The organism is Pyxidicoccus sp. M6 (assembly GCF_055568925.1).
Genome location: NZ_CM145714.1, coordinates 8819251 through 8844839, shown reverse-complemented (window position 1 = coordinate 8844839; position 25589 = coordinate 8819251). Strand labels below are relative to the sequence as shown.

Annotated in this window: 25 protein-coding genes and 1 pseudogene; 13 read left to right on the top strand and 13 right to left on the bottom strand. The window is 69.7% G+C overall.

Features of this window, described 5'->3' with window-relative positions; all coding sequences use genetic code 11:
* Positions 1–97 precede the first annotated feature (97 nt).
* From ACVTJA_RS34755 to ACVTJA_RS34720, 8 genes and pseudogenes are all read right to left on the bottom strand, one after another.
* A pseudogene (locus tag ACVTJA_RS34755) lies at positions 98–858 on the bottom strand (IS5 family transposase).
* 114 nt (positions 859–972) lie between these two features.
* The gene (gene phoU, locus ACVTJA_RS34750; RefSeq protein WP_465826091.1) at positions 973–1659 is read right to left on the bottom strand and encodes a phosphate signaling complex protein PhoU; all 687 of its coding nucleotides are present in this window, start codon (positions 1657–1659) and stop codon (positions 973–975) included.
* Between the two features lie 29 nt (positions 1660–1688).
* Entirely contained in the window at positions 1689–2432 is a 744-nt protein-coding gene (gene pstB / locus ACVTJA_RS34745) for a phosphate ABC transporter ATP-binding protein PstB (RefSeq protein ID WP_465840587.1), read from the bottom strand.
* Between the two features lie 48 nt (positions 2433–2480).
* Entirely contained in the window at positions 2481–3392 is a 912-nt protein-coding gene (gene pstA, locus ACVTJA_RS34740) for a phosphate ABC transporter permease PstA (protein WP_465826089.1), read from the bottom strand.
* Positions 3389–4387 carry a phosphate ABC transporter permease subunit PstC gene (gene pstC, locus ACVTJA_RS34735; RefSeq protein WP_465840585.1) on the bottom strand — a complete coding sequence of 333 codons (999 nt, stop codon included), beginning with the start codon at positions 4385–4387 and terminating at the stop codon, positions 3389–3391. The genes pstA and pstC overlap by 4 nt, the downstream gene beginning before the upstream one ends.
* A gap of 68 nt (positions 4388–4455) precedes the next feature.
* The gene (locus ACVTJA_RS34730) at positions 4456–5277 is read right to left on the bottom strand and encodes a phosphate ABC transporter substrate-binding protein (protein WP_465826087.1); all 822 of its coding nucleotides are present in this window, start codon (positions 5275–5277) and stop codon (positions 4456–4458) included.
* 36 nt (positions 5278–5313) lie between these two features.
* The gene (locus ACVTJA_RS34725) at positions 5314–6564 is read right to left on the bottom strand and encodes a porin (protein WP_465826085.1); all 1251 of its coding nucleotides are present in this window, start codon (positions 6562–6564) and stop codon (positions 5314–5316) included.
* 116 nt (positions 6565–6680) lie between these two features.
* The gene (locus ACVTJA_RS34720) at positions 6681–7370 is read right to left on the bottom strand and encodes a response regulator (protein WP_465826083.1); all 690 of its coding nucleotides are present in this window, start codon (positions 7368–7370) and stop codon (positions 6681–6683) included.
* Positions 7371–7498: 128 nt separating this feature from the next.
* On the opposite strand from ACVTJA_RS34720, the gene ACVTJA_RS34715 reads away from it, so the two are divergent.
* The 6 genes from ACVTJA_RS34715 to ACVTJA_RS34690 all read left to right on the top strand — a co-directional run bounded on the left by ACVTJA_RS34715 (position 7499) and on the right by ACVTJA_RS34690 (position 14364).
* A complete protein-coding gene (locus ACVTJA_RS34715) occupies positions 7499–9157 on the top strand; it encodes a sensor histidine kinase (protein ID WP_465826081.1) in 1659 nt (552 codons plus the stop codon).
* Complete coding sequence (locus ACVTJA_RS34710; protein WP_465826079.1) at positions 9154–10497, top strand: sigma-54-dependent transcriptional regulator; 1344 nt, start codon at positions 9154–9156, stop codon at positions 10495–10497. The genes ACVTJA_RS34715 and ACVTJA_RS34710 overlap by 4 nt, the downstream gene beginning before the upstream one ends.
* A gap of 179 nt (positions 10498–10676) precedes the next feature.
* On the top strand, positions 10677–12224 hold the full coding sequence (locus tag ACVTJA_RS34705; RefSeq protein WP_465826077.1) for a SulP family inorganic anion transporter: 1548 nt from the start codon (positions 10677–10679) through the stop codon (positions 12222–12224).
* Complete coding sequence (locus ACVTJA_RS34700; protein WP_465826075.1) at positions 12221–12976, top strand: carbonic anhydrase; 756 nt, start codon at positions 12221–12223, stop codon at positions 12974–12976. Before ACVTJA_RS34705 ends, ACVTJA_RS34700 begins: the two co-directional genes overlap by 4 nt.
* A gap of 96 nt (positions 12977–13072) precedes the next feature.
* Complete coding sequence (locus ACVTJA_RS34695; RefSeq protein WP_465826073.1) at positions 13073–13915, top strand: sulfite exporter TauE/SafE family protein; 843 nt, start codon at positions 13073–13075, stop codon at positions 13913–13915.
* Positions 13912–14364, top strand: a complete 453-nt coding sequence (locus ACVTJA_RS34690; RefSeq protein ID WP_465826071.1) for a DUF1634 domain-containing protein — start codon at positions 13912–13914, stop codon at positions 14362–14364. Before ACVTJA_RS34695 ends, ACVTJA_RS34690 begins: the two co-directional genes overlap by 4 nt.
* A gap of 85 nt (positions 14365–14449) precedes the next feature.
* Here the strand turns inward: ACVTJA_RS34690 and ACVTJA_RS34685 are convergent, their stop codons facing one another.
* The 4 genes from ACVTJA_RS34685 to ACVTJA_RS34670 all read right to left on the bottom strand — a co-directional run bounded on the left by ACVTJA_RS34685 (position 14450) and on the right by ACVTJA_RS34670 (position 18250).
* Positions 14450–14947, bottom strand: a complete 498-nt coding sequence (locus ACVTJA_RS34685; protein WP_465826069.1) for a SixA phosphatase family protein — start codon at positions 14945–14947, stop codon at positions 14450–14452.
* Positions 14948–15234: 287 nt separating this feature from the next.
* Complete coding sequence (locus tag ACVTJA_RS34680; protein ID WP_465826067.1) at positions 15235–16179, bottom strand: metallophosphoesterase family protein; 945 nt, start codon at positions 16177–16179, stop codon at positions 15235–15237.
* 12 nt (positions 16180–16191) lie between these two features.
* Positions 16192–17550, bottom strand: a complete 1359-nt coding sequence (locus ACVTJA_RS34675; protein ID WP_465826065.1) for a sensor histidine kinase — start codon at positions 17548–17550, stop codon at positions 16192–16194.
* Between the two features lie 19 nt (positions 17551–17569).
* Positions 17570–18250: a response regulator gene (locus tag ACVTJA_RS34670; protein WP_465826062.1), complete on the bottom strand. Its 681-nt coding sequence runs from the start codon at positions 18248–18250 to the stop codon at positions 17570–17572.
* A gap of 298 nt (positions 18251–18548) precedes the next feature.
* Here ACVTJA_RS34670 and ACVTJA_RS34665 point away from each other — a divergent pair, with 298 nt between their 5' ends.
* Complete coding sequence (locus ACVTJA_RS34665) at positions 18549–19154, top strand: YceD family protein (protein ID WP_465826059.1); 606 nt, start codon at positions 18549–18551, stop codon at positions 19152–19154.
* Positions 19155–19346: 192 nt separating this feature from the next.
* Here ACVTJA_RS34665 and rpmF read toward each other — a convergent pair whose 3' ends face one another.
* A complete protein-coding gene (gene rpmF, locus ACVTJA_RS34660; RefSeq protein ID WP_206726476.1) occupies positions 19347–19535 on the bottom strand; it encodes a 50S ribosomal protein L32 in 189 nt (62 codons plus the stop codon).
* 503 nt (positions 19536–20038) lie between these two features.
* Here rpmF and plsX point away from each other — a divergent pair.
* From plsX to fabF, 6 genes are all read left to right on the top strand, one after another.
* Positions 20039–21100 (top strand): phosphate acyltransferase PlsX, encoded by a 1062-nt coding sequence (gene plsX / locus ACVTJA_RS34655; protein ID WP_465826056.1) that lies wholly within the window; start codon positions 20039–20041, stop codon positions 21098–21100.
* A 56-nt stretch (positions 21101–21156) separates the two neighbouring features.
* Complete coding sequence (locus ACVTJA_RS34650; RefSeq protein ID WP_465826054.1) at positions 21157–22140, top strand: beta-ketoacyl-ACP synthase III; 984 nt, start codon at positions 21157–21159, stop codon at positions 22138–22140.
* Between the two features lie 65 nt (positions 22141–22205).
* On the top strand, positions 22206–23138 hold the full coding sequence (gene fabD / locus ACVTJA_RS34645) for an ACP S-malonyltransferase (protein ID WP_465826053.1): 933 nt from the start codon (positions 22206–22208) through the stop codon (positions 23136–23138).
* 5 nt (positions 23139–23143) lie between these two features.
* A complete protein-coding gene (gene fabG / locus ACVTJA_RS34640; protein WP_465826049.1) occupies positions 23144–23893 on the top strand; it encodes a 3-oxoacyl-[acyl-carrier-protein] reductase in 750 nt (249 codons plus the stop codon).
* A gap of 106 nt (positions 23894–23999) precedes the next feature.
* Complete coding sequence (gene acpP, locus ACVTJA_RS34635) at positions 24000–24242, top strand: acyl carrier protein (protein WP_206726481.1); 243 nt, start codon at positions 24000–24002, stop codon at positions 24240–24242.
* A gap of 87 nt (positions 24243–24329) precedes the next feature.
* A complete protein-coding gene (gene fabF / locus ACVTJA_RS34630; protein ID WP_465826047.1) occupies positions 24330–25583 on the top strand; it encodes a beta-ketoacyl-ACP synthase II in 1254 nt (417 codons plus the stop codon).
* Positions 25584–25589 lie beyond the last annotated feature (6 nt).

The window sequence follows — 25589 nt, the reverse complement described above, 5'->3', positions numbered from 1 at the left end:
CGCTAGAGGCGGCTCGCGTCAGACCCGCGAAGCGCTCGCGGCGGCCGGGGCAAATCGGTGTGACGCCCCGGTGAAGCCGCCCGGCTAGGGGGTGTCCCTAATTGAGCCACATCCGAGTGCAGGCGATGTGGATGAGGGCAAGGTAGTTACGGGCCGTCTTCTCATATCGCGTTGCCAGGCGGCGGAAGCGCTTGAGTCCATGGAAGAACCTCTCGACCAGATAACGAAGGGCGTAGAGCTTCCGGTCCTTCGGAAAGGCTCTGGGGCGCTCCGGCTTGGAGGCGATGACGGCCTTCATGCCGAAGAACTTGAGCAGGGCGCGGAACCAGTCCGCATCGTATCCGCTGTCGGCGATGCATGCCTCGCCCACCGCGTGCACCAGCAGGTCGTCGGCCTTGGTCATCTCGTGCCGCTGGCCCGGCGTCAGCTCGATGTGGCGTGGCCGTCCTCGGACGTCGACGAGGGCATGGACCTTGGTCGAAAAACCTCCTCGAGAGCGTCCCAGAGCGTTGTGTTGGGCCCCCCTTTTCCTCCCGCGGCGTCCAGGTGTGCCCGGACGGTGGTGCCATCGAGAATGGACGCTTCCTCGCGAGGCACGGGCGGATTCGACTCCACCTGCACTTCTTTGAAGAGCCGCTCCCACACGCCCCGCTTCGACCAATTGTTGAAGCGGTTGTACACGGACTTCCACTTGCCATATCGACGTGGCAGGTCTCGCCAGGGACAACCGGTCCGGGTGAGCCAATACACGGCGCTGACGAACAGGCGCTCGCCCTTGAGCGAGTGCCGTCCCCGCCGGGGAGGCAAGAGCGGCTGGATGCGCTCCCATTCCTTGTCGGTGAGCTCATGTCGGTGCATCCACTGGGGTAGGCAACGGCTCCGCTCAAGTGCAACCCCACCTGCCACCAGCCGGCCGAGGGCAGGACAGCCTCCCCCGGTCGCAGTACACCTTCCCTCGTTTAGGGACACCCCCTAGTCGCTGAGATTGCGGCTGCGCGGGTGGCGGATGTCCTTGCCGCGCACCATGTAGACCACCATCTCCGCCACGTTCATCGCGTGGTCACCGATGCGCTCCAGGTGCTTGGCGATGAACATGAGCGCCGTGGCCCGGCGGATGTTCTTCGAGTCCTCCATCATGTACGCGAGGAGCTCGTTGAAAATCTTGAGGAAGAGGGCGTCCAGCAAATCGTCACCCTGGAGCACCTCCTCCGCCTTCGTCACGTCGCCGGACACGAAGGCATCCAGGGCCTTCTTCACCTGCTGCTGCGCCAGCTCCGCCAGGCGCGGCGTGTCCACGTAGGGCGCGAGCGGCGGGACCTGGTTCAGGTCCATGGAGCGCTCGGCGATGTTGACGGCCAGGTCACCGATGCGCTCGAGGTCCGTCACGATTTTGAGCGCGGTGGTGATGAGGCGCAAATCACTCGCGGCCGGCTGGCGCAGGGCGAGGATGCGGCGGCACAGCTCGTCAATCTCCACCTCCAGGCGGTTGACGTCCTTGTCCGCGGCGACGACCTTCTCCGCGAGCGCGCTGTCGCGCTCGGTGAGGGCCTTCACGCTCTGCGCGATGAGGTTCTCCACCTTGGCCCCCATCGCGAGGAGCTTCTCGCGCAGGTCTCGCAGGTCCTGCTCGAAGGCCTTGTCCGTGTGGGTCGCCGCCATCTGCCGTGTCCCTTCTTCTGCTCGCGCGCTCACCCGAACTTCCCGGTGACGTAGTCCTCGGTGCGCTTCTCACGAGGGTTGGTGAAGATCTGCTCCGTGTCCCCGCATTCCACCAGCTCGCCCATGTAGAAGAAAGCCGTCCGGTCCGACACGCGCGCGGCCTGCTGCATGTTGTGGGTGACGATGGCGATGGTGTACTGCGCCTTCAGCTCGTGGATGAGCTCCTCGATTTTCGCGGTGGCGATGGGGTCCAACGCGCTGGCGGGCTCGTCCATCAGCAGCACCTCGGGCTCCACGGCCATGGCGCGGGCGATGCACAGGCGCTGCTGCTGGCCGCCGGACATGCCGAGGGCGCTCTCGTTGAGGCGGTCCTTCACCTCGTCCCAGAGGGCCGCGCCGCGCAGGGACTTCTCCACCCGCGCCGCCAACTCCGCCTTGTCCTTCATGCCGGCCACGCGCAGGCCGTAGGCGACGTTCTCGAAGATGCTCTTGGGGAAGGGATTGGACTTCTGGAAGACCATGCCCACGCGGCGGCGCAGGTCCACCACATCCACGCTGCGGTCATGGATGTCCGTGTCATCCAGCAGGATGTGCCCCGTGTGGTTGGTGCCGGGGATGAGGTCGTTCATCCGGTTGAGCGAGCGCAGGAAGGTGGACTTGCCGCAGCCGGAGGGGCCGATGAGGGCCGTCACCCGCCGCTCGAGGATGGCCAGGGAGACCTTGTTGATGGCCGTCTTGGTGCCGTAGCGGAGCGAGAGCTCCCGCGCTTCCATCTTCGCGCGCGGGTTCTGGGACTGGAGGGACATGGAAGGCGTACCGTCTCAGTGGGCGCCGGCGGCCTTGCGGCGCGTGCGCGTCCGGATGATGACCGCGACGAGGTTGAGGGCGAAGGTGAGCATGAGCAGCACCAGCACCGTCGCATACAGCAACGGACGGGTGGCCTCCACGTCCGGTGACTGCGTGGCCAGCACGTACGTGTGATAGCCCAGGTGCATGAACTGCGAGTTGAGGTGACTTGGCAGATCCGGAAGGAAGTAGGCCGCGCCCGTGAAGAGGATGGGTGCCACCTCGCCCGCGCCGCGGGAGATGGCCAGCACCGCGCCGGTGAGGATGCCCGGCAGCGCGCCCGGCAACACCACCCGCACCAGCGTCTGGGATTGGGTGGCCCCCAGCGCGAGGCTCGCGGTGCGGTGGTCCAGCGGCACGGCGCGCAGCGCCTCCTCCGTGGAGACGATGACCACCGGCAGCGTCAGCACCGCCAGGGTCAGCGAGGCCCAGAGGATGCCCGGCTGCGCCCAGTGCATCTCCTCGTAGCCCAGCATGCGGTCCATTCCGCGGCCGACGAAGAGGATGAAGAAGCCCAGGCCGAAGAGGCCGAAGACGATGGAGGGCACGCCGGCCAGGTTGACGATGGCCACGCGCACCCAGCGCGCGAGCAGCGAGCCCGGCGGGGCATACTCGTGCAGGTACACCGCGGTGAGCACGCCCACGGGCATCACCGCCAGCGTCATCAGCAGCGTGAGCGCCGCGGTGCCGACGATGGCGGGGAAGATGCCGCCGCCCATCATGCCCTCGCTGGGCGGCTGCGTGAGGAAGGTCCACGTGACGTGGCTGGCGCCGTTGGCGACCACGTCCAGGAGGATGATGACCAGCATGGCCACCATCAGGAAGGCGGCCAGACCGGTGAGGGTGGTGAGGGCGAGGCCGACGGCGCGGCGGGAGCTGTACGTCACGACGCGCTCCCGGTCAGCCGCTTGATGACCCTCTTCGTCCAGGTGGACGCGAGCATGTTGAGGACGAAGGTGAAGAGGAAGAGCTGCACGCCGATGAAGAAGAGGAGCGAGTAGTGGGGGCTGCCCACCACCACCTCGCCCATCTCAGCGGCGATGGTGGCCGACAGCGAGCGTGCCGAGTCACCCAGGCTGGCGGAGACGATGGCCGCGTTGCCGGAGGCCATGAGGACAATCATCGTCTCGCCGATGGCGCGGCCGAAGCCCAGGACGCACGCGGCGAGGATGCCGGGGGCCGCCGCGGGGAGCACCACCTTCCAGGCGGTCTCCCACGGCGTGGCGCCCAGCGCGAGGGACGCCTCGCGGTAGCTGCGAGGCACCGCGGTGAGCGAGTCCTCGGCCACGGTGAAGATGACGGGGACGATGGCCAGCGCGAGGCCGATGCCGGCCACCAGCGCGTTGAGCCGCGTGTGCAGGCCGAAGGTGTCCTGCAGCACGGTGGCCATCACCATCAGCGCGAAGAAGCCGAGCACCACGGAGGGGATGCCGGCGAGCAGTTCGATGACGGGCTTGAGCAGCTCCCGCAGGCGGCGGGGGGCGAACTCGGCGGCGTACATCGCGCCGAAGACACCCACGGGCACGGCCACCACCATGGAGACGAGCGTGGTCTTCAGCGTCCCGATGAACAGCGGAATCATGCTGACCTTGGGGACGCCCGACACCGGCTGCCACACGAAGGCCGGCGGCTTCCCCTGTCGCACGACCTGCGGCAGGAACATCTTGGAGAGGCTGGCCTCGTGGCGGGCCTCTTCCTCCAGGAAGAGGGCCAGCGCTTCCTTCGCCACGAAGATGATGATGAGGACGAGGGCGGCGATGCCGGTGAAGGCCATCAGCGTGATGAAGCCCGCGATGGCCTTCTCCTTCAGCTGCCGCCGCCGCGCGGCCGGTGACAGGCGCGGCACTGCTGCCATGGACGACTCCGCGAGACCCTGCTGCATGACCACCTGTCTATCCATGTGTGCCAGGGCCTCGCGTGACAATCATGTGACGGTCCGGTTACCCGGTATTACTTCACGGGGAAGTAGCCGACCTTCGTGACGATGGCCTGGCCCTCGGCGGACAGCGCGAAGTCGATGAAGGCCTTCACCTCGCCGGAGGGCTTGTTGCGCAGGTAGAAGTACAGGTCGCGCGACAGCGGGTACTTGCCGGCCTTGATGTTCTCCGCGGAGGGGGCCACCTCGCCGCCGCGGGTCTTGATCTTCAGCTCCTTGATGCCCTTGGCGTACGCGGCGCCGCCGTAGCCGATGCCGTTCTTCTCCTTGGCGACGGCGTTCACCACCGCGGCGGTGCCGGGCAGCGTCTGGGCGGCGGAGGTGTAGTCCTCACCGCCGAGGACGTTGTCCTTCACGAACACGTAGGTGCCGGAGGAGTTCTCGCGCGAGTAGACGACGATGGGCGCGTCCGGGCCGCCGACTTCCTTCCAGTTGGTGATGTCACCCAGGTAGATGCCCTTGAGCTGCTCCATCGTCAGGGCGTTCACCGGGTTGGACTCGTTGACGTAGAAGGTGACGCCGTCCTTGGCCACGGCGATTTCCACGCCGGAGGTGTTGTAGCGGGTGCGCAGCTTCTCGCTCTCCGCGTCCTTCATCTCTCGGCTGGACATGGCGATGTCGGTGGTGCCGTTCTGCAGCGCGGCCAGGCCGGTGCCCGAGCCGCCGCCCGTGACCTGCACCTTCGTGGCGGGCGTCTTCTTCATGTAGTCCTCTGCCCAGCGCTGGGCGAGGATGACCATGGTGTCCGAGCCCTTGACGGTGAGGGTGCCGGCCTGGGCGGCCATGGGCAGCGCCAGCAAGCACGCGGCGACGAGCGACTTGAAAAAGGTCTTCATGAGGGTTCTCTCCGGAATGCGGTTGGAAACGCGCGGCTAGTAGCGGGCCTGGAGCTGGAAGGTGAGGAGGTTGTCCTTCGGGTCCTCGGAGGGGCCGGGGGCGGCCGTCATCGGGAGCTCGTAGGAGAGCGTGGCCTTGAGGTTCTCCGAGAAGTAGTGGAGCAGGGCGACGTCGAGCGTGCCCACGGCGTTGTTGGAGCCGGGCTTGCCGTCGCTCTCGACGTTGGGACGGCCGTTCTCGGGGTCGAAGTAGTCGTAGCGGACGGCGACGGCGTCGTGCAGGCCCACGTTCTGCACGAGCAGGCCGTACCAGCCGCTGGCCGGCACGCCGAGCTGCTCCACCTTGTTCTGGCCGGAGCTCTTCGAGTACGTCTTGCCGTTGATGTACTCGCCCTTGATGGCGGTGGCGCCGAAGGGCAACACGTCCAGGTAGAGCTGCGCGTCGAGACCGACGCGGTTGCGGTCATACGCGACGCGGTAGGTGTCCGTGGGGCGGCGGCCCAGCGAGAGGCCGTGCCAGCCGGAGATGCCGCCGGACAGCCACTTCAGGTCGAAGCCGGCGCGGCCGATGATGTCCTTCTCCTTGTCGTTGTCGAGGCCGACGGAGCCCTGGTTGAAGATGCCGTTGCCGTCGTAGACGCCGACGTTGACGTTGATGCGGTTCTTGAGGAACTTGCCGAAGAGCTTGGCGCCGCGGTCGCGCTCGTCGGGGAGGAAGGCGCGAATCACGCGGCTGCGCTCGGGCATCTCGCGGTCGCTGGAGGACTGCACCGCCTCGTAGCCGAAGGGCCACTTCATCTGGCCCAGGGTGAAGCCCATCGTCTGCTTCGTGCCGGGGAAGTAGAGCGTGGCCTCGGCGTCGCGCAGCGTCACGCCGGCCTCGGACGCGGCGTCAATCTGCAGCATGAGCTGCGCCCAGTCCGTGGTGTACGTCGTCTTGATGCGGCCGCGGCGCACGGTGAACTTGCTGAAGCCGCCCGTGCCGGTGTCGTCGAGGGGCTCCTGGTACTGGTAGCGGGCCTGGACGTAGCCCGAAATCTTCAGCTTCTTCAGGAAGGACAGGTCGTTCTTCGTCTCGACGTTCTGCTCTTCGAGGGAGGCAATCTTCCCCTCGGCGTTGGTCATCCGCTCTTCGGCGGTCGGCTCCGCCGGCGTCTCGGGCGTCGTGGTCGCCTCGGCGGCGGGCGTCGTCGCGTCACCAGTGCCGGGCTGCGGCTGGGGCTCGGCCGCCTGGGCCAGGGCCATGCTGGAGGTCAGGGTGAAGACTGCAACGAGATGATTGCGCATATAGGAGGGGGGCTCCGGTTGGGTACGACGCGCGCCGATCTACGGGGCCTCTGTGGCCTTTTGACGGCCCGCTTGTCACAAGTGCGTGACGGTGAAGGGCGAATCGAAGGCGAGGGTCAGGCGCTGGACGGGTCGATGATGCGGTAGCCGACACCGCGCACCGTCTCCAGGAGGGCTCGCGCGGGGCCGAGCTTGTCGCGCAGGCGCATGACGTGGGTGTCGATGGTGCGCGTCTCCAGCGAGGAGGACAGGCCCCAGACCTCCTCGAGCAGGTGCTCGCGCGTCTGGACGCGGCCCAGGCGGGTCATCAGGTGCTCGAGCAGGCGGAACTCCAGCGCGGTGAGCTGCACCTCCCTGCTGTCCACGTAGAAGCGATGGGCTCCCACGTCGAGCTTGAGGGCGCCGAGCACCAGGGGGGCCGAGCGCTCCTGCGGCGGGCCGCCGCGCCGGAGGATGGCTTTGAGGCGCAGCACCAGCTCCCGGACGCTGAAGGGCTTCACCACGTAGTCGTCCGCGCCGGCCTCGAAGCCGCGGATGCGGTCCTGCTCCTCGCCCTTGGCGGTGAGCATGACGATGAGCACGCCGCGCGACTGCGCGCTGGCCCGCAGGTGGCGGCACACGTCGATGCCCGACATGTCCGGGAGCATGAGGTCCAGCAGCACCAGCTCGGGTGGCCGCTCGCGTGCCGCGGCCAGCGCGGCCTCGCCGGTGACGGCCAGGTGGGTTGTGAAACCGGCGCCGCGCAGGTTGAAGTCAATCAGCTCAGCGAGGTCGCGTTCGTCGTCGACGATGAGGACGTGGGACATGGCGGGTCCCAACTGTGCGCAGTCCGGTTTTCCCGCGCGTGACGCATCGGCAACAACTTCGTGAGGTCCCGGAGGCGATGAGGCATGAAGGGGCCGCCGGGGCCGTGTAGATACTCCGGCACCCGCCCATGGAGCCCACCTCGCCGCCGTCACCGCTTCCGTCGTCGCCGCCCGTCCCCACCCTGACGCCCACCCCGGGAGAGCTGGCCCATGCGCAGCAGCGGGGCGGCCGCTCCGCGCTGCTCGGGCTGGCCCTGGTGGGGCTGGTGGCGCTGACGACCCCCGTGCTCGGCTACCTCGAGGATGTGCGCAACGCGCGCGAGGAGCTGCTGGCCTACCTGTCGACCACGGCCCGGGTGCAGGCGGACGCGCTCAGCGTCCACCTGGGCGTGCTGGAGGCGGAGCTGGCCCGCGTCTCGGGACACCCCGCGCTGCGCCCGGAGGACGGCACCTCGCCCGCGGAGCAGGCGCTGCTGGACAGCGCCTTCTACCACTCGTCCCTCTTCTCCGAGGGCGTGGCGCTGCTCGGCCCGGATGGGCAGCGGCTATGGAGCGACCCGCCCGGCATGTCCCTGGGGAGCTCGCCGGTGACGAACCGCTCCTGGTTCCACCGGCTGGCGGAGCGGCACGTTCCGGAAATCGACCTGCTGGAAGGCGAGGGCGGTCCGCTCGTCGTCGCGGTGCCCATGGTGACGGACGGCCGGCTGCGCGGCGTGCTCGTGGGCGAGGTGCGGGCCGGGGCCCTGCCCACGCGAACCTCCGCCGGTACCACCCAGTTGCTGATGAACGGGAGCGGGCGGTTCCTCCTGCCCTCCTCGCGCGGCGTGGACGTGGAGGAGAGCGCGGAGCGGCTGCGAGCCCTCGCGAATGGCCCCGCGCCGCTGGACCTCTTCGGCACCCGGGTGGTGGGCGCGGCGGCGTGGGTGGGGCGCAGCGGGCTCTTGCTGGTGGTGCTGGAGGAGGAGACGGCCACGGCCGGCCTGCGAGCGCGGCTGCTCCGGCAGCTCGCCTTCCACATCGCGCTGGTCAGCAGCACGCTGGTGCTGCTCATCCTGCTCCTGCGCCGCTCCTACCGCTCGCTGCTGGCGGCCGAGGAGCGGCTGCGGCGGCAGGAGACGATGGCCGCGCTGGGCACGGCGGCGGCGCTCATCGCGCACGAGGTGAAGAACGCGCTCAACGGCATCCAGGCCGCGCTGTCCGTGCTGCGGCACACGCCGGCCGGCGGCGAGCTGCCCGTGCGCGCGCTGCGCTCGCAAATCGAGCGACTGGGGCACCTGGCACGCTCGCTGTTGTCCTTCGGCTCGCCGCGCGCGGCGCAGCGCCGCGGCTGTGAGCTGAATCTCCTGGTGGAGGACGCGCTGCAGGCGGTGCGCATGTTGCCGGAGTCGGAGGCGGTGGAGTTGAAGACGTCACTGGAGAACGGGCTGTGGGTGCAGGGAGACGCGGCGCTGCTGGTGTCCGCCATCGACAACCTGGTGCGCAACGCGGTGGAGGCGGGCGCGGTGGCGCGTGACACGGGGTTGCGGTCCGAGCCGTGGGTGTCGGTGAGCCTGACGCGGGACGGCACGATGGGCGTGCTGGTGGTGGAGGACAACGCGGGCGGCGTGGACCCGAACCTGGAGCCGCGGCTGTGGGAGCCCTTCGCCACGGGGCGGGCCAAGGGAATCGGCCTGGGGTTGCCCATGGCCCGGGCCTCCGTGGAAGCTCACGGGGGGAGCCTGACGTATCTCCGTCGTCCGCAGGGCAGCCGCTTCATCCTCCGGCTGCCCCTGGAGCGTGCCGAATGAGTACCCATCTGCTGCTGGTGGACGACGACCGGACCTTCGCGGCGCTGGCCGCGTCCGTGCTGCGCCAGGAGGGCTTTCGCGTGACGACGGCCCACTCGCTGCACGACGCCCGCGCGTCGCTCGCTCGCGAGGCGCCGGACGTGGTGGTGCTGGACCGGCGCCTGCCCGACGGGGACGGCATCAGCTTCCTCCCCGAGCTGCGCACGCAGTTCCCGGACACGGCGGTGCTGCTGGTGACGGCGCACGGCGACATCGCGAGCGCGGTGGAGGCCATCAAGGCGGGCGCGCGCGACTACCTGTCCAAGCCGGTGGAGCTGGATGACCTGGTGCTGCGCGCGCGCCGTGCCGCCGCGGACCTGCAACTCCACGAGCGGCTGCGGCAGGCGGAGAGCGAGCTGGAGGGGCGGCACCGGCTCCTGCGTCCGCGCGCGCCGGCGATGGTGGCCGCGCTGCAGATGCTGGAGCGGATTGCCACCGCGCCGCGCAGCCCGGTGCTGCTCCTGGGGGAGACGGGCGTGGGCAAGGAGGTGATTGCGCGTCACCTGCATGCGCTGCGAGGAGGGCAGGGGCCCTTCGTGCACATCAACTGCGCGGCGCTGCCGGAGACGATGGTGGAGAGCGAGCTCTTCGGCCACGAGCGCGGCGCCTTCACCGACGCGCGCGCGGCCCGGCGCGGCCTGGTGGAGGTGGCCAACGGCGGGGTGCTCTTCCTCGACGAGGTGGGCGAGCTGCCGCTCGGGCTCCAGGCCAAGCTGCTCACCTTCCTGGACCAGGGGGCCTTCCGCCGCCTGGGCGGCACCGCGGAGCTGCACAGCACCGCGCGCGTGGTGGCGGCCACCAACAGGGACTTGAATCGCGAGGTGGCGGCGGGGCGCTTCCGCGAGGACCTCTACTTCCGCCTGAGCGTCTTCCGCGTGGACATTCCCTCGCTGCGCGAGCGGCGCGAGGACGTGCTGCCCCTGGCGGAGTCGCTGGTGGCGGAGCTGTCCGCGGAGCTGGGGCGCAGGCCGGTGGGCTTCGCGCCCGCGGCCGTGAAGCGGCTGGAGCGCTACCCCTTCCCGGGCAACGTGCGCGAGCTGCGCAACGTGCTGGAGCGCGCGCTGGTGCTCGAGGCCGGCCCCGCCCTGGAGCTGCAGGCCCTGGAGCCGCGTGAGGGCGCCTCGCCCGCCGCGCCGGACCCGAACGCCTTCATGGTGCCGGGCCCGCCCCGCCCGCTGGACGAGGTGGAGCGCCTCTACGTCCGCCACGTCCTCGACCAGCTCGACGGCAAGCGGATGGAGGCCGCCCGGGCGCTCGGGCTCTCGTATCCCACCTTCCTCAAGCGGCTCGGCGAGGACTGAAGGGCGAGGATTCAAGTTCCTTTCAGTCCCCGGGCGGCCACTTCAAGAAGCTTTCATTCACGTCCACCGCCTGGCGTCCCTGTCCCCTCTGACGCGAGGGGACAATGCGTCGGCACGCATGTTGCGAAGCCCCACGAGCTCAACGCGCGCCATTCGAGGCGCCCTCTCGTGGAGGTGTGATGGAGAAGTTGAAGAGTCCTGGGGGCGGAGCGTCCGCGTGGAAGTCGCTGGGCACGGACCTGCCTGCCTCCCTGGTGGTGTTCCTGGTGGCCCTGCCCCTGTGTATGGGCATCGCGCTGGCGTCCGGCGCGCCCATCATCTCCGGGCTGATTGCCGGCGTCGTCGGCGGGTTGGTGGTGGGCCTGTTCGGAGGCGCACCGCTCCAGGTGAGTGGCCCGGCGGCCGGCCTGGCGGTGATGGTCTTCGGTTTCATCCAACAGCTCGGGCTGACGACGACGTTCTTCGTCGTCGCGGCGGCGGGCGTTCTGCAGATGGTTCTCGGCGGGCTGAAGGTGGCGCGCGCGGCGCTGGCCATCTCCCCGGCCGTCATCCACGGCATGCTGGCGGGCATCGGCATCCTCATCGTCCTGGGACAGGTGCACATCGTCCTGGGCGGCTCGCCGCAGTCCAGCGCGTGGCAGAACGTGAAGGAGCTGCCGGGGCAGCTGGCGGACCTGCACGGGCCCGCGACGCTGCTGGGCCTGCTGACGATTGGCATCCTCGTCGTGTGGCAGTTCCTCCCGTCGAAGAAGCTCAAGGCCGTGCCGGGGCCGCTGGTGGCGGTGGTGGGTGCCACGGCGGTGGCGGCGGTGTGGGGCGCGGACGTGGCGCGCGTGCAGCTGCCGGAGAACCTCCTGGGCAACTTCCAGCTGCCGTCGCTGCCGCAGGGCAACTGGGGCGCGGTCATCACCGCGGTGCTGTCGCTGGCGCTGGTGGCCAGCGCGGAGTCGCTGCTGTGCGCGGTGGCCACGGACAAGATGCACTCCGGGCCTCGGGCCAACCTGGACCGTGAGCTCTTCGCGCAGGGCCTGGCGAACACGGTGTCCGGGCTCGCGGGCGGCCTGCCCATCTCCGGCGTCATCGTGCGCAGCGCGGCCAACATCGGCGCGGGCGCGAAGACGCGCGTGTCGGGCTTCCTGCACGGCGTGTGGCTGCTGCTCTTCGTCACGATGCTGGGCGCCGTCGCGGGCCTGGTGCCGCTGACGGTGCTGGCGGGCCTGCTGGTGGTGGTGGGCGTGAAGCTCGTGAACGTGGACCACATCCGCGAGCTGAACCACCGCGGCGAGCTGCCCGTGTACCTCGTCACCGTCGCGGGCGTCGTCGGCATCAACCTGCTGGCGGGCATCGGCCTGGGCCTGCTGGTGGCGATGCTGCGGCTGTTGTGGCGCCTGGGCAGCGTGCACGTGGACGTGAGCAGGCAGGAGGACGTGTACCAGGTGCGCGTGTCCGGCGCGCTCACCTTCGTGGGCGTCCCCAAGCTGTCCACGGCGCTGGCCCAGGTGCCGACCGGCGCGAAGGTGGAGTTGGACCTCGCGCTGGAGACGCTGGACCACTCCGGCCACGAGGCGCTGGAGAGCTGGTGCGCCACGCACCGCAAGACGGGTGGCACCGTCTACGTCGAGTCGCTCGAGGAAATCTGGACCCGCAAGGGCGCCCGGAAGCCGCTCGCTTCCGGACTGGCCGCGGGCGTGTCGTCCCACAATCTCGTTTCTGGAGGTGCCCAGTGAAGAAGCTCATCCGTGGTCTGTTGGACTTCCAGCTCAACGCCCGTCCGGGGTACCGCGACGTCTTCGCGAAGCTGGCCCTGGGCCAGTACCCCGACTGCCTCTTCATCGCCTGCGCGGACAGCCGCGTGGTGCCCAACCTCCTGGTGTCCACGGACCCGGGAGACCTGTTCGTGGTGCGCAACGTGGGCAACCTCGTGCCGCCCTCGGACGCGGATGGGCACTCCACGGGAGACCAGTCCGAGCCCGCGGCGCTGGAGTTCTCGCTGAAGAACCTGCCGGTGGAGGACATCGTCGTGTGCGGCCACTCGAGCTGCGGCGCGATGAAGGCCGTGCTGGCCGGAGGCGCGGGGCCGGAGACGCCCAACCTGGCCCACTGGCTCGCGCACGGGCAGCCCGCGCTGCGCTCCCTCCGCGCGGGGAGCCCGGTGGGCGAGGGGCTGCCGGAGTACGACAGGCTCTCGCAGCTCAACGTCCTGCAGCAGCTCGAGCACATCAAGACGTACCCGCTGGTGAAGGAGCGGCTCGCGGCGGGCACCATCCGGCTGCACGGGTGGTGGTTCGACATCGCGCATGCGCAGGTGCACGCGTGGCGCCCCGTGCAGGGCCGCTTCGTCCCCATGGACGAGCTGGTGGGAGAGGCGCTCCTGCGCGAGCTGGGCAACGGCGCGCACGCGCTGAACCTGAATGACGAGACGCCCGCGCGGGCGGAGTCCGGAAAACCCGTGTACCTCTCCGCCGCCAACGGGCGCTGAACAGAAGCGAGCAGGCAGGCAGGGGGACGGTGCGGGAAGCACCGTCCTCTTGTTGAGGAAAGGGCGCGAGCGAGGAAGGATGCCCTCCGCGCTTCGATGACTCCCTTCCTCTTCATGCTGGTGGTGCTCTGCTTCTCCGTGGGAGCGGGATTGCTGGGCTCGCTGCTGGGCATCGGCGGCGGGCTCATCCTCATTCCCGTCCTCACGTTGTTGCTGAAGGTGGACATCCGCTACGCGGTGGGTGCGTCCATCGTCTCCGTCATCGCCACGTCGAGCGGCGCGGCGGCGGCGTACGTGCGCGACCGGATGGCCAACATGCGCGTGGCCATGTTCCTGGAGTTGGCCACCACGGCGGGCGCGCTCACCGGCGCGTACCTGTCCGGCCTCGTGAGCGGGCGCGTGGTGTACCTCGTCTTCGGTGCCGTCATGGGGTACTCGGCGCTGGCCATGCTGCGGCGGATGCGGCAGGAGGGCGTGGTGCCGGTGCCCGCGGACGCGCTGGCGGACAAGCTGGCGCTGCACGGCAGCTACTGGGACGAGGCCACCGGACGCGAGATTCCCTACCGCGTCACCCGGCCGCTCTTGGGGCTGGTGCTGATGTACGTGGCGGGCACGGTGAGCGGGCTCCTGGGCATCGGCTCGGGGGCGCTGAAGGTGCCCGCCATGGATTTGGCGATGCGGCTGCCGCTGAAGGTGTCCACGGCCACGAGCAACTTCATGATTGGCGTGACGGCGGCGGCGAGCGCGGGCGTGTACTTCGCGCGAGGCCACATCGACCCGTTCATCGCCGGGCCGGTGTGTGTGGGCGTCACGCTGGGCGCATGGCTGGGCTCGCGGCACCTGATGGCCAAGGTGAACAACACCTGGCTGCGCGGGCTGTTCGTCCTCGTGCTGATGTGGGTCGCGTACGAGATGCTGCGCAAGGGGTGGGCGTCATGAGCGAGGGTTCGGAACCGGGGCCGAGAGACGAGGCCGTGGCCGCCGCGGCGGAGGTGGAGACGGAGGCGGTACCGCTCGTCCCCGAGTTGCTCATCAGCGACTTGCTGCGCTACGGCGTGCTGGCGAGCCTGTCGCTGGTGACGCTGGGCACGCTGGTGACGTTCCTCCGCCACCCGGACTACCTCGTGTCGGCGGAGGCGCTGCAGCGGCTCACCGCGCCGCACCCGGTGCCGCACGGACTGTCGGACGTGGTGGCCGGGGCCATGGCCGCGCGCGGGCAGTCCTTCGTCATGTCCGGGCTGCTGGTGATGATGGCGGTGCCGGTGATGCGCGTGGCCCTGTCGCTGCTCATCTTCCGGCAGCAGCGGGACATGCGTTACGTGGCGATTACCACCGCGGTGCTGGCGCTGCTCGTCCTGTCCTTCGTGCTGGGCGCGGCGGAGGGCTGAGCGCCCGTCGCGGGAGCTCGCTCAACGCTTGTTGTCGCGGCATCGTGGTGCCGCGAAGGGCTGCGCGCCCATGGCGGCAACGCGCTCAGCGCCTGTCGCCGGGGCGCCTCACGGGCCTGCCCGGCGCGGCCCACCATGTGAGGGTAAAGGCCTTGTCGGAGAGAGGCCGCAGCGCCAGGGCCATGCCCTTGCGCAGCTTGTCTGGCAATTCCTCTCCGTCGAGCGCGAGGGCGGCCGCGCGCTCCAGCGAGGGATTGTGGCCCACGAGCGCCCAGCCCGGCCCCAACTGACGGGCCAGCTTGAGGATGCGCTTGTGCGCGCCCTTTCCGGGCACGAGCGCGGGGTGCACCTCCACGCTGGACAGGCCGAAGGCCTCACAGAGCAACTCCGCCGTCTGTACCGCGCGCACCAGCGGGCTGGTGACGATGCCTGTCAGCGGCGTGAGGCGCGCGAGCCGGCGCGCATGGTGACGGAACGCCGCGCGGCCTTCAGAGGTCAGGGCGCGGGCCTCATCACCCAGCTCGTGCGAGTCCTCCGCCACGGCATGGCGGACCAACAATACGGGCAGCTCTCGGGGAGACATGGTGGGCGCGGTGAATCACACCGCCCACGTCCGCGCGCAAGCAACGGCACGGCGACAACCGCGCCGCCATCTGACCGGACGTTGACGCCAGACACGTCCGTGAGGGCAACGACGCAGGGAGCCAAGAGACACGTTCAGCGACCTTCCCGGGCATTGATGCCGGACAGGTCCATGAGGGCGATGACGCAGCGAGCGAATGACTCGCTCATCGACGCGAGCCGCGCGCACATGGCCAACGCTCGGCGTGGGGCGTGTCCCTCCGGCCGGCAACAAGTACGGCCGGAGGCTCAGCCCTCCATGTCGTTGAGCACGTCCAGCGGCAGCGGCGCGGCATCCGTCACGGTGCCGTCCATGTCCGCGGGCAGCGAGCTGGGGTCCACTTCCGGCGGAGGCCCTCCATCCAGCGGCGCGGCCAGGTTGCGCGCCACGGCGCCCGGAGGCGGCCGGAGCACGGGCCCCGGAGGCGGCAGCCCGGAGTGACGGCGCGCGGCCTCGAGCAGCGCGTTGTGGTGGCGGTAGCGCGCCTCCACCAGCTTGTGGATGAGCAGCGGCCCGCCGGGCACGCGCCGCGCGGTGAGGGCCTGCGTGGCCTTGCGCACCGGGTAGCGCACGCGGCGGATCTGCACCCGCCACCCCTTGGGCGTGAAGGTGAAGACGCCGTAGGCCGGCCGCAAATCCCCGTCGCGGGGAATGCCCGCGCTGGCCACGTCGGCGATGAGCATCCGCCCCACGCGGCGGCGGTAGGGGAAGTGCAGGTGCCCGAAGGCGCACGCGGCCGCGTCCAGGTGGTTGAAGAAGCGGCGCACCGCCACGTCGTCCAGCGTCGGGTCCAGCGACTCCTCGAGGTTGCGGGGATTCGCGTGGCACACGAAGAGGTCCTGCCCCTTGCGCGGCGTGTAGCGCACGGAGAAGGGCAGGGCACCCAGCTGCTGCAGAAGCGAGCCACCCAGCTGGTCTCGCGTCCAGCGCAGCAGCTCCGTCTTCCAGTGGTCCCGCTCGCGGTACGCGCCCCCGAGGTAGTTGCCCGCGAGGTAGCAGTCGGTGTTTCCCATCAGCACCGAGTCACAACGGTCGAAAAGGAGCTCTACCGTTTCGCGGGGGTGCGCGCCGCGAAGCGCGAGGTCTCCCGCCGCGACGATGTAGTCCGGCGCCACCGAGCGCGTGATGTCCTCGAGGACGGCCTCGCAGGCGGGGAGATTGCCGTGGATGTCCGCGAGGATGGCGACCCGCATGGTCGCCCCATCCTACCCCGTCGCCGCCTTCGAGGGAGCGGCCTGGGGCAGAAAAATGGTGAAGGTGCTGCCCTCATTGGGCTGGCTCTCCACCTTGACCTCCCCATCCATGGCCTGCAGCAGGTGCTTGACGATGGAAAGCCCCAGGCCCGTGCCGCCCATGTCGCGGCTGCGACCCTTGTCCACCCGGTAGAAGCGCTCGAAGATGCGGGACAGGTGCCGGGGCTCGATTCCCAGCCCGGTGTCCTTCACGCGCACCACGCACCTGCCGTCCTCACACGCACCGTAAACGTCCACACGCCCCCCGGCCGGCGTGTACTTCACCGCATTGTCGAGCAGGTTGAGCAGCACCTGCTCCACCGCGCGCGTGTCCCCCAGGGCCCGCAGCTCCGCCGGGACGTGAAGTGAAACCCGCTGCGACTTGCCCTCGGCCTTGGGGCGCACGGTGTCCGCGGCGCGGGCGGCGGCCTCGGCCAGGGGCACCTCGGTGAGCTGCAGGCGCACCTCGCGCGACTCCAGGCGGGACAGCTCCAGCAAATCCTCCACCAGCTCGGACAGTCGCTCGGACTGGCGGTGGATGATTTCCACCATCTTCGGCGCCATCTTGGCGTCGTTGAGCGCGCCGCCCTGCAGTGTCTCCGCGTAGCCGCGGATGGCGGTAATCGGCGTGCGCAGCTCGTGCGACACGTTGGCCACGAAGTCCTTGCGCACCTTCTCCAGGCGCCGCAGCTCGGTGATGTCGTGGAAGACGGCGGCGCTGCCGGGCAAATCCCTTCCGAGCGGCGTCACCCGGACGGACAGCGTGCGAGGGAACAGGCCCTCCAACTCCAGCTCGAGCCGCGTGGAGGTACCCTCGCCACACGCGCGCATGACGGCGTCGTGGAGCACGTCGTTGCGCAAGAGCGCCAGGGGCCGCTGGCCCACCAGCTCTCCGGTGGGCTGGAGGATGTCGCGGAGCGCGTCGTTGTGGCGCACCACGGTGCCCTCGGCGTCCGTCACCCAGATGCCCTCGGCCATGCCGTCCAGCACGGCGGTGAGGGTCCGGGCCTCCTGCGTGAGCCGCGTGTTCTGCGCCGACAGCCGAGCATGGAGCGAGTCGATGGCGCCCTCCAGGTTGGCGACCTCTTCGAGCTGATCCGGGTCCGACGGGTGCGTGGCGAGCGCGCCCTCCGCGCGGCCCCGCGTGTGGAGGGCCAGCGTGTCGAGCTGCCGCTGCAGCGCGCCCCGGCTGACGCCCAGGGCCATCAGCGAGCCCGCCAGCGTGACGAGCGCCGCGGCCAGCGCGCTCGCCGGCGTGTCCAGCGCGGCGACGAGCACCGCCACCACGAGGGCCGGCAGCAGCAGCGGGAGGAGGATGGCGCGCAAGGTCATGAGCGACGGCGTCCTTCCCTCACGGCGGGCTGAGCTTGTAGCCCACGCCGCGCACCGTCTCGATGATGTCCCCGGCGGGGCCCAGCTTCTCGCGCAGCCGTTTGATGTGCGTGTCCACGGTGCGGGTGTGGATTTCGGCCTGGATGCCCCAGACGTCGGACAGGAGCACCTCGCGCGTCTGCACGCGGTCGCTGCGCTCCAGCAGCGTGCGCAGCAGGCGGAACTCCAGCGCGGTGAGCACCACCTCCTCGCCCTTCACGCGCACCTGGTGGCGCGCGGTGTCCAGGACGATGTCGCCGGACGTCAGCACCGCCGCCGGTCCTTCCTCCGCGTCCCCGCGCCGCAGCACCGCCTTGACGCGCAGGAGCAGCTCGCGCACGGAGAAGGGCTTCACCACGTAGTCGTCCGCGCCCAGCTCCAGGCCCTGCACGCGGTCCGCCTCCTGGCCCTTCGCGCTGACGATGATGACGTTCGTCTTGCGCAGCTCGGTGTCGCCCTTGAGCATGCGCAGCACCTCGCTGCCGGCGATGTCCGGCAGCATCATGTCCAGCAGCACCAGGTCCGGCGGCTGGGCGCGCGCCCGCGACAGGCCGCCCGCGCCGGTGTTCGCCGTGTCCGTCTCGAAGCCGGCGGCCCGGAGGTTGTACTCAACGAGTCCGGCAAGGTCCTGCTCGTCCTCGATGATCAGGATGCGCGTCATGGAATCCTCTCGAAGTATCCAGCGAGCCGCGAGCGAGCGGCCGGGCGGCGGCGGGGACGCATTCCCCTCGGGAGGCCTGCATGGGCCTGTGTCCCCAGGGGAAAAACTCCCGCGCGACCACCTTCCCGCCCATGCATCAAATCGGCTCCATCAAAACGTTATTTGGAGGATCCACGAAGGGGCCGCCACCAGGGGTGACGGTGGCGTGACATCTTCGTGGCGGAGTTGGACAGGGGCGTGTTGACCGGGGAGGGGCCGCCCTCTATGTTGCCCGCCCCATTTTGCCTGGAAGTCGTAAATGCGCGTAAAGATTGAACAAATCAAGGAGACGGGGTTTCAGCTCAACGAGCCCATCGGTGTCGAGCTGCTCGGCGAGGCGCTGGGCGGCGGTGACTCTGGTGAGGACACCGGCTTCCGCGCGGCGGGCCCGTCCACCCTCAAGGCCTCGCTCAAGAAGGTGAGCGGCGGCGTGCTGCTGGAGGGCCAGTTCACCGTGAATGTCGCCAGCCAGTGCAAGCGCTGCCTGACGGACGTGACGCTGAAGGTGCCGGTGTCCTTCACCCTCAACCTGGTGCCCGAGTCGCTCGTCCACGGCGACGACTACCTGAAGGACGACGAGTCCCTCATGGAGAAGAAGGAGCGCAACCAGGGCAACGAGTCGGGCGGCTCCTTCGAGCTGGACGACGCGGACGAGGAGGTGTTCGACGGGAAGACCATCGACCTGGACCCCATCGTCCGGGAGCAGCTCCTGCTGGCGCTGCCGATGAACGCGGTCTGCCGCGAGGACTGCAAGGGCCTGTGCCCCCAGTGCGGCATCAACCGCAACGAGGCGACGTGCTCGTGCGAGACGAAGCCCGTGGATCCACGCCTGGCGCCGCTGAAGAACATCAAGCTGAACAACTGAGGCTGAACCGGGGCCGGCCGCGCTCCGTGAGTGGAGCGGGGCCCCTCGAGCCCGAAAGGGCGAGCACGTCGACCCGCGGAGCTGGAGGGCAGGGGCGCCGAGCTTCAAAAAGCGAGGGCCGCGACCTCCGGAAGTGGAGGCGCGGCCCTTGTTGCTTCCGGCGCCGGTGAGGCGCCGTCCTGGCGCGGGACTTCAGCCCTGAGCCTGGGGAACCACTTCACGGCCCTTGTACTGGCCGCAGGCGCTGCAGGCGCGGTGAGGCATCACCGGCTCCTTGCAGTTGGGGCACTTGGTCACCTGCACGGCGACGCGCAGGTTGCTGTTGGCCGCGCGGCGGCGGTCGCGACGCATCTTGGAAGTACGCTTCTTGGGGACACCCACGGCTCACCTCTATATCGACGCCGACCCGGGGTTGGAGCCGGCCGGACCGGTTGAGTCAAAATGTCTCAAGCGCTGTGCCGGGGTCCCCGGCGTCCTGCGCAACACTCTCTGAACCACACCGGTCGGAGGCGGTTGCTCGAAGGCTCCCGTACTCCATGTCCGGCTTCGGAAGGCGGCGGACCCTAGCGGCTCGGCGCCCCCGAGTCAATGCGCCAGCGATATACCTCGGAGATACCTTCCAGAGATACCGGCCGGATGTCCCCGCGGGGGGGATACCACACGCGGCATCTCCCTGGCGCGGTGACAACGCCCGGCCGGGCGGGCCCATTTCTCCGGCTTCTGACACGGATGGCCGTCCCTGGAGGGGACCCTGCCGGACAGGGCAGCCAGTCGTTGCCCCCCTGGGGCCTTCCTGGTGTGCTGCGCGCCCGCCGCGTCCCCCCATTGAAGCAGCGCGGCCGGGAACCCCTTATGGCGCACAGGCACACACGCGGGTGGCGGGCATGAGGCTGGTGCTGGATGCCATGGGCGGCGATCACGCTCCGGCCGCCCCGGTGGAGGGAGCGCTCCTCTTCGCCAGGGCCCACCCCGGCCACCACGTCATCCTGGTGGGCGACCAGACACGGGTGGCCCCGCTGCTCTCGAAGGGCCGGCCGCCGGCCAACCTCTCGTTCCACCACGCCTCCGAAGTCGTGGAGATGGACGACCACGCCTCCGCCGCCTTCCGGAAGAAGCGCGACTCCTCCCTGCGCGTGGGCTTCGAAATGGTGCGTGAGGGCAGGGCGGACGCGCTGGTGTCCGCGGGCAACTCCGGCGCCGTCATGGCGGGCGGACTGCTGACGCTGGGGCGGCTGCCCGGGGTGGAGCGACCGGCCATCGCCGCGCTCTTCCCGGCCCTCAAGGGCGGGGGGCGCTGCCTGCTGCTGGACGCGGGCGCCAACGTGGACTGCCGCCCGTCGCACCTCGCGCAGTTCGCCGTCATGGGGGAGGCCTACGTGCGCGCCCGCCTGGGCGTGGCCCGGCCCCGCGTGGGCGTGCTCTCCAACGGAGAGGAGGCCTCCAAGGGCACGCCCCTCACCCGCGAGGCCAGCGAGCTGCTGCGCCGCTCCGACCTGGACTTCGTGGGCTACGTCGAGGGCAAGGACCTCTTCTCCGGCGACGTGCAGGTCGTCGTCACCGACGGCTTCACCGGCAACATCGTCCTCAAGACGTCCGAGGGCGTGGGAATGGGCGTCATCGGCCTCTTGCGCCAGGCCATCGAGAAGCGGGGCGGCCTGCCGGAGAAGCTCGGCGCGCTCCTGCTCCAGCCCGCGCTGGCGGGACTTCGTCGCGTAGTGGACTACGCGGAGTACGGCGGCGCTCCACTGCTGGGCATTCAAGGCGTGGGCATCGTCGCGCACGGCCGCTCGACGCCCCGTGCACTCTACAACGCACTCGGCGCCGCACTCGCCATGGCCGAGGGCGGCCTCCAGGAAGAGCTGACGCGTTGCATTGAGCGAGCCAGTGTCTGGCTTCCTACCCACCAGAAGGGAAAAAAAGCGACAGACGAGGTCGTTTCCGATTAGAGAGCGTGCCCCGGGCGTTGGGTTCCGACGGACGAATCTCCCTCTGGAGAACCCTCGTGGCATGCACGCAAATCATCGGAACCGGCTCCTACGCCCCCTCCCGGGTCATCACCAATCGGGAGCTGGAGCAGCGCGTCGACACCTCGGACACCTGGATTCGCGAGCGCACCGGCATCCAGGAGCGGCGGATGGCGGCGCCCGACGAGGCCACCAGTGACATGGCCGTCGCGGCCTCGCGGCGCGCGCTGGACATGGCGGGTGTGAAGCCCGAGGAGCTGGACCTCATCGTCGTCGGCACGATTACCGCCGACATGCCCATGCCCTCGTGCGCGGCCTTCGTGCAGGCGAAGCTGGGCGCGCGGCGGGCCTTCGCCTTCGACGTGGGCGCGGCGTGCGCGGGCTCGCTGTACGCGATGAGCGTGGCGGATCAATTCGTGCGCTCGGGGCAGGTACGGCGCGCGCTCGTCATCGGCGCGGAGATGCTCACGCGCGTGGTGAACTGGGAGGACCGCAACACGTGCGTCCTCTTCGGGGACGGGGCGGGCGCCATGGTGCTGTCGCCGTCGGACGAGGACGGGCGCGGCATCCTCTCCACGCACCTGCACACGGACGGGGAGATGGCGGAGCTCCTCACCATCCCCGGGGGCGGCTCCCGCACGCCCATGACGGAGGAGGGCGTTCGTCAGAAGTTGAACACGCTCCACATGAACGGGCGCGAGGTCTTCAAGTTCGCGGTGCGCGCCCTCGTGGACTCCACGCAGGAGGCGCTGGCGGCGAATGGGCTGACGACGGCGCAGGTGGACCACGTCATTGCGCACCAGGCCAACGCCCGCATCCTGGACGCCACGCTGGAGCGGCTGGAGATTCCGCGAGACAAGTGCTGGCTGAACCTGCACAAGTACGGCAACACGTCGTCGGCCTCGCTGCCCATGACGCTGGACGAGGCGCACCGCGCCGGCAGGCTCCAGCGGGGGGATGTCATCGCGATGATGGCCATCGGCTCGGGCATGACGTGGGGCAGCGCCGTCCTTCGCTGGTAGCGCGCTGGAAGTTCGCTGGTAGTAGGGCAACGAAGAACTCAGGAAGCAGGAGGCGGAGACCGCACATGGCGAAGGTCGCGTTCGTGTTCCCCGGGCAGGGCAGCCAGGCCGTGGGGATGGGCAAGGACCTCTACGAGAAGTTCCCCGAGGCCCGGGCCGTCTTCGAGGCCGTGGACGAGGCGCTGGGCGAGAAGCTCTCCACCCTGTGCTTCGAGGGGCCGGAGGACGCGCTGAAGCTGACGGCCAACACCCAGCCGGCCATCCTCACCGTCTCCGTGGCGGCCCACGCCGTCTTCGCGAAGCGCGGCCCCGCGCCGGCCTTCGTGGCGGGCCACTCGCTGGGCGAGTACTCCGCGCTGGTGGCCGCGGGCGCCCTGGGGCTCGGTGACGCGGCGAAGGCCGTGCGCTCGCGCGGCACCTTCATGCAGGACGCCGTGCCCGCGGGCGTGGGCGCCATGGCCGCGGTGCTGGGCCTGGAGCCGCAGAAGGTGAAGGCCGCCTGCGACGCCGCGGCCGAGGGGCAGGTGGTGGCCCCCGCCAACTACAACTCGCCCGAGCAGACCGTCATCGCCGGCCACGCGCAGGCGGTGGAGCGCGCCGGGGCGAAGTGCAAGGAGGCCGGCGCCAAGCGCGTCATGCCGCTGCCCGTGTCCGCCCCCTTCCATTGCGGCCTGATGGACCCGGTGAAGCCGCGCCTGGCCGAAGTGTTGAGCAGGGTACAGGTCCATGCCCCTTCGGTGCCGGTGGTGACGAACGTGGAGGCGCGGCCCAACGCGGACGCCTCGCGCGTGGTGCCGCTGCTCCTGGAGCAGGTGAGCTCGCCGGTGCGCTGGATTGAGTGCATTGAGGCGCTGAAGGCCGAGGGCGTCACCCGCGTGGTGGAGCTGGGGCCGGGCAAGGTGCTGTGCGGCCTGGTCAAGCGCATCACCAAGGACATCGAGACGTTCAACGTGGAGGACGCCGCGAGCCTGGAGAAGGTCCTCGCGGCGCTGGGGTGAACGGAATGAGCGGCTTCAAGGACAAGGTGGTGCTGGTGACGGGGGGCTCGCGCGGCATCGGCCGGGCGTGCGCGGTGGCGTTCGCCAAGGCGGGCGCCTCCACCGTGGTCATCAGCTACGCGGGCAACGAGGCGGCGGCCAACGAGACGGTGGGCCTCATCCAGGCGGCCGGCGCCAAGGCCGAGGCGGTGAAGTTCGACGTGGCGGACACCGCCGCGGGCGCCAGCGCCATCGACACCCTCGTCAAGACGCACGGGCGGCTGGACGTGCTCGTCAACAACGCGGGCGTGGCCGTGGACGGCCTCGTCATGCGCGCGAAGGACGAGGACTGGGACAAGCAGCTCGACACCAACCTCAAGGGCGCCTTCGCGCTCATCCGCGCCGTCAGCCGGCCCATGATGAAGCAGCGCGGCGGGGCCATCATCAACATCACCTCCGTGGTGGGGGAGATGGGGAACGGCGGGCAGGCGGCCTACTCGGCGTCCAAAGCAGGACTCATCGGCCTGACCAAGTCCGTGGCCCGGGAGCTGGCCAGCCGGAACATCCGCGTCAACGCCGTGTCCCCCGGCTTCATCGGGACGGACATGACCTCCTACCTGAGCGACGAGCTGCGCCAGAAGATGACGGACGGCATCCCCCTCGGCCGGCTGGGCAACGCGGAGGAGGTCGCCGGAGCCGTCGTGTTCCTGGCAGGAGACGCCGCGTCCTACATCACGGGTGAGGTCCTGAAGGTCAACGGCGGCATGTACATGTAACCCAAGGTTGGATTGCCGCCGGGCGTGGGATATACCGCGCCCGCTTTCGAGTCTGGGCCCGGGAAGCCTCCGGGCCGCCATCTGGTTCCTGGAGGATTCAACACATATGTCGACGTCAACCATTGAGACCAAGGTCAAGAACATCATCGCCGACCAGCTCGGGGTGGGAGAGGACGAGATCAAGCCCGAGTCGTCCTTCATCGAGGACCTTGGCGCGGACAGCCTCGACATCGTGGAGTTGGTGATGGCGATGGAGGAGGAGTTCGAGGTCGAGATTCCCGACGAGGAGGCCGAGAACATCAAGACCGTCGGCGACGCCATCAACTACATCAATACCCACAAGAAGTAGGCCGCACACCAGGGCGTGCCGGGGTGCGGGAGACGCCCGTGTGAGGCGTGGCGTCCCCGGTGTCCCTGATCGCCATTGGAGAGGACCGTGTCACACCGTCGAGTCGTCGTCACCGGTACCGGGCTCATCTCGGCACTGGGCACTGGAACCGAGAAGAACTGGCAGGCGATGCTCGCCGGCAAGTCGGGTATTGGCCTGGTTACCCGCTTCGACCCGGGGAAAATCGACGCGCGCATCGCCGGCGAGGTGAAGGACTTCGAGCCGGAGCAGTTCATCGACAGGCGCGAAGTGCGCCGGATGGACCTCTACGCCCAGTACGCCATGGCCGCGGCGGACATGGCGGTGAAGGAGTCGGGCATCCCCATCGGCGCGGATCAGCCGAACGGCTACGCGCCGGAGAAGGTCGGCGTCATCGTCGGCTCGGGCATCGGCGGCATCTCCTCCCTCGAGGAGCAGCACCGCAAGGGCCTGGAGAAGGGGTTCGACCGGCTGTCGCCCTTCTTCATCATCCAGATGATCGTCAACATGGCGCCCGGTCTCATCTCCATGCGGTACAACTGCAAGGGCCCCAACTGGGCTCCGGTGTCCGCGTGCGCCACCAGCGCCCACGCCATTGGCGAAGCCTGGAAGTCCATCAAGCTGGGTGAGACGGACGCGGCCATCGCCGGTGGCGCCGAGGCGGCGATTACGCCGCTGGGGCTGGGCGGCTTCTCGGTGATGAAGGCGCTGTCCACGCGCAACGACGACCCGGCGGGTGCCAGCCGGCCCTTCGACAAGGACCGTGACGGCTTCGTCATGGGCGAGGGCGCGGGCATGCTGGTGCTCGAGGAACTGGAGCACGCGAAGAAGCGCGGCGCGAAGATTCTCGCCGAGCTGGTGGGCTACGGCGCCAACTCGGACGCGTACCACGTGACGCAGCCGGCCCCGGAGGGCGAGGGCGCGGCGCGCTGCATGCGGCTGGCGCTCAACTCCGCGGGGATGAACCCGGAGGAGGTGGGCTACATCAACGCCCACGGCACCTCCACCCCGTTCAACGACGCCAACGAGACGAAGGCCATCAAGGCGGTGTTCGGCGACCACGCGCGCAAGGTCGCGGTGTCGTCCACCAAGTCCATGACGGGCCACATGCTCGGCGCGGCGGGTGGCGCGGAGGGCGTGGTGAGCGCGCTGGTGCTGTCGCGCAACGTGCTGCCGCCCACCATCAACCAGCAGACGCCCGACCCGGACTGCGACCTGGACTACGTGCCCAACACGGCGCGCGAGGCCCGGGTGAACGCGGTGATGAGCAACTCGTTCGGCTTCGGCGGCACCAACGCGGTGCTGCTGTTCAAGCGGTTCTAGTCCGGC

Coding starts and splice junctions, on each gene's coding strand:
- ACVTJA_RS34730 (WP_465826087.1), bottom strand. CDS start 5,277: ATGAAGACCTTTTTCAAGTCGCTCGTCGCCGCGTGCTTGCTGGCGCTG.
- phoU (WP_465826091.1), bottom strand. CDS start 1,659: ATGGCGGCGACCCACACGGACAAGGCCTTCGAGCAGGACCTGCGAGAC.
- ACVTJA_RS34710 (WP_465826079.1), top strand. CDS start 9,154: ATGAGTACCCATCTGCTGCTGGTGGACGACGACCGGACCTTCGCGGCG.
- ACVTJA_RS34725 (WP_465826085.1), bottom strand. CDS start 6,564: ATGCGCAATCATCTCGTTGCAGTCTTCACCCTGACCTCCAGCATGGCC.
- ACVTJA_RS34715 (WP_465826081.1), top strand. CDS start 7,499: ATGGAGCCCACCTCGCCGCCGTCACCGCTTCCGTCGTCGCCGCCCGTC.
- ACVTJA_RS34705 (WP_465826077.1), top strand. CDS start 10,677: ATGGAGAAGTTGAAGAGTCCTGGGGGCGGAGCGTCCGCGTGGAAGTCG.
- plsX (WP_465826056.1), top strand. CDS start 20,039: ATGAGGCTGGTGCTGGATGCCATGGGCGGCGATCACGCTCCGGCCGCC.
- ACVTJA_RS34675 (WP_465826065.1), bottom strand. CDS start 17,550: ATGACCTTGCGCGCCATCCTCCTCCCGCTGCTGCTGCCGGCCCTCGTG.
- ACVTJA_RS34685 (WP_465826069.1), bottom strand. CDS start 14,947: ATGTCTCCCCGAGAGCTGCCCGTATTGTTGGTCCGCCATGCCGTGGCG.
- ACVTJA_RS34695 (WP_465826073.1), top strand. CDS start 13,073: ATGACTCCCTTCCTCTTCATGCTGGTGGTGCTCTGCTTCTCCGTGGGA.
- ACVTJA_RS34720 (WP_465826083.1), bottom strand. CDS start 7,370: ATGTCCCACGTCCTCATCGTCGACGACGAACGCGACCTCGCTGAGCTG.
- pstB (WP_465840587.1), bottom strand. CDS start 2,432: ATGGAAGCGCGGGAGCTCTCGCTCCGCTACGGCACCAAGACGGCCATC.
- fabG (WP_465826049.1), top strand. CDS start 23,144: ATGAGCGGCTTCAAGGACAAGGTGGTGCTGGTGACGGGGGGCTCGCGC.
- ACVTJA_RS34665 (WP_465826059.1), top strand. CDS start 18,549: ATGCGCGTAAAGATTGAACAAATCAAGGAGACGGGGTTTCAGCTCAAC.
- fabD (WP_465826053.1), top strand. CDS start 22,206: ATGGCGAAGGTCGCGTTCGTGTTCCCCGGGCAGGGCAGCCAGGCCGTG.
- ACVTJA_RS34690 (WP_465826071.1), top strand. CDS start 13,912: ATGAGCGAGGGTTCGGAACCGGGGCCGAGAGACGAGGCCGTGGCCGCC.
- ACVTJA_RS34680 (WP_465826067.1), bottom strand. CDS start 16,179: ATGCGGGTCGCCATCCTCGCGGACATCCACGGCAATCTCCCCGCCTGC.
- pstC (WP_465840585.1), bottom strand. CDS start 4,387: ATGCAGCAGGGTCTCGCGGAGTCGTCCATGGCAGCAGTGCCGCGCCTG.
- ACVTJA_RS34670 (WP_465826062.1), bottom strand. CDS start 18,250: ATGACGCGCATCCTGATCATCGAGGACGAGCAGGACCTTGCCGGACTC.
- acpP (WP_206726481.1), top strand. CDS start 24,000: ATGTCGACGTCAACCATTGAGACCAAGGTCAAGAACATCATCGCCGAC.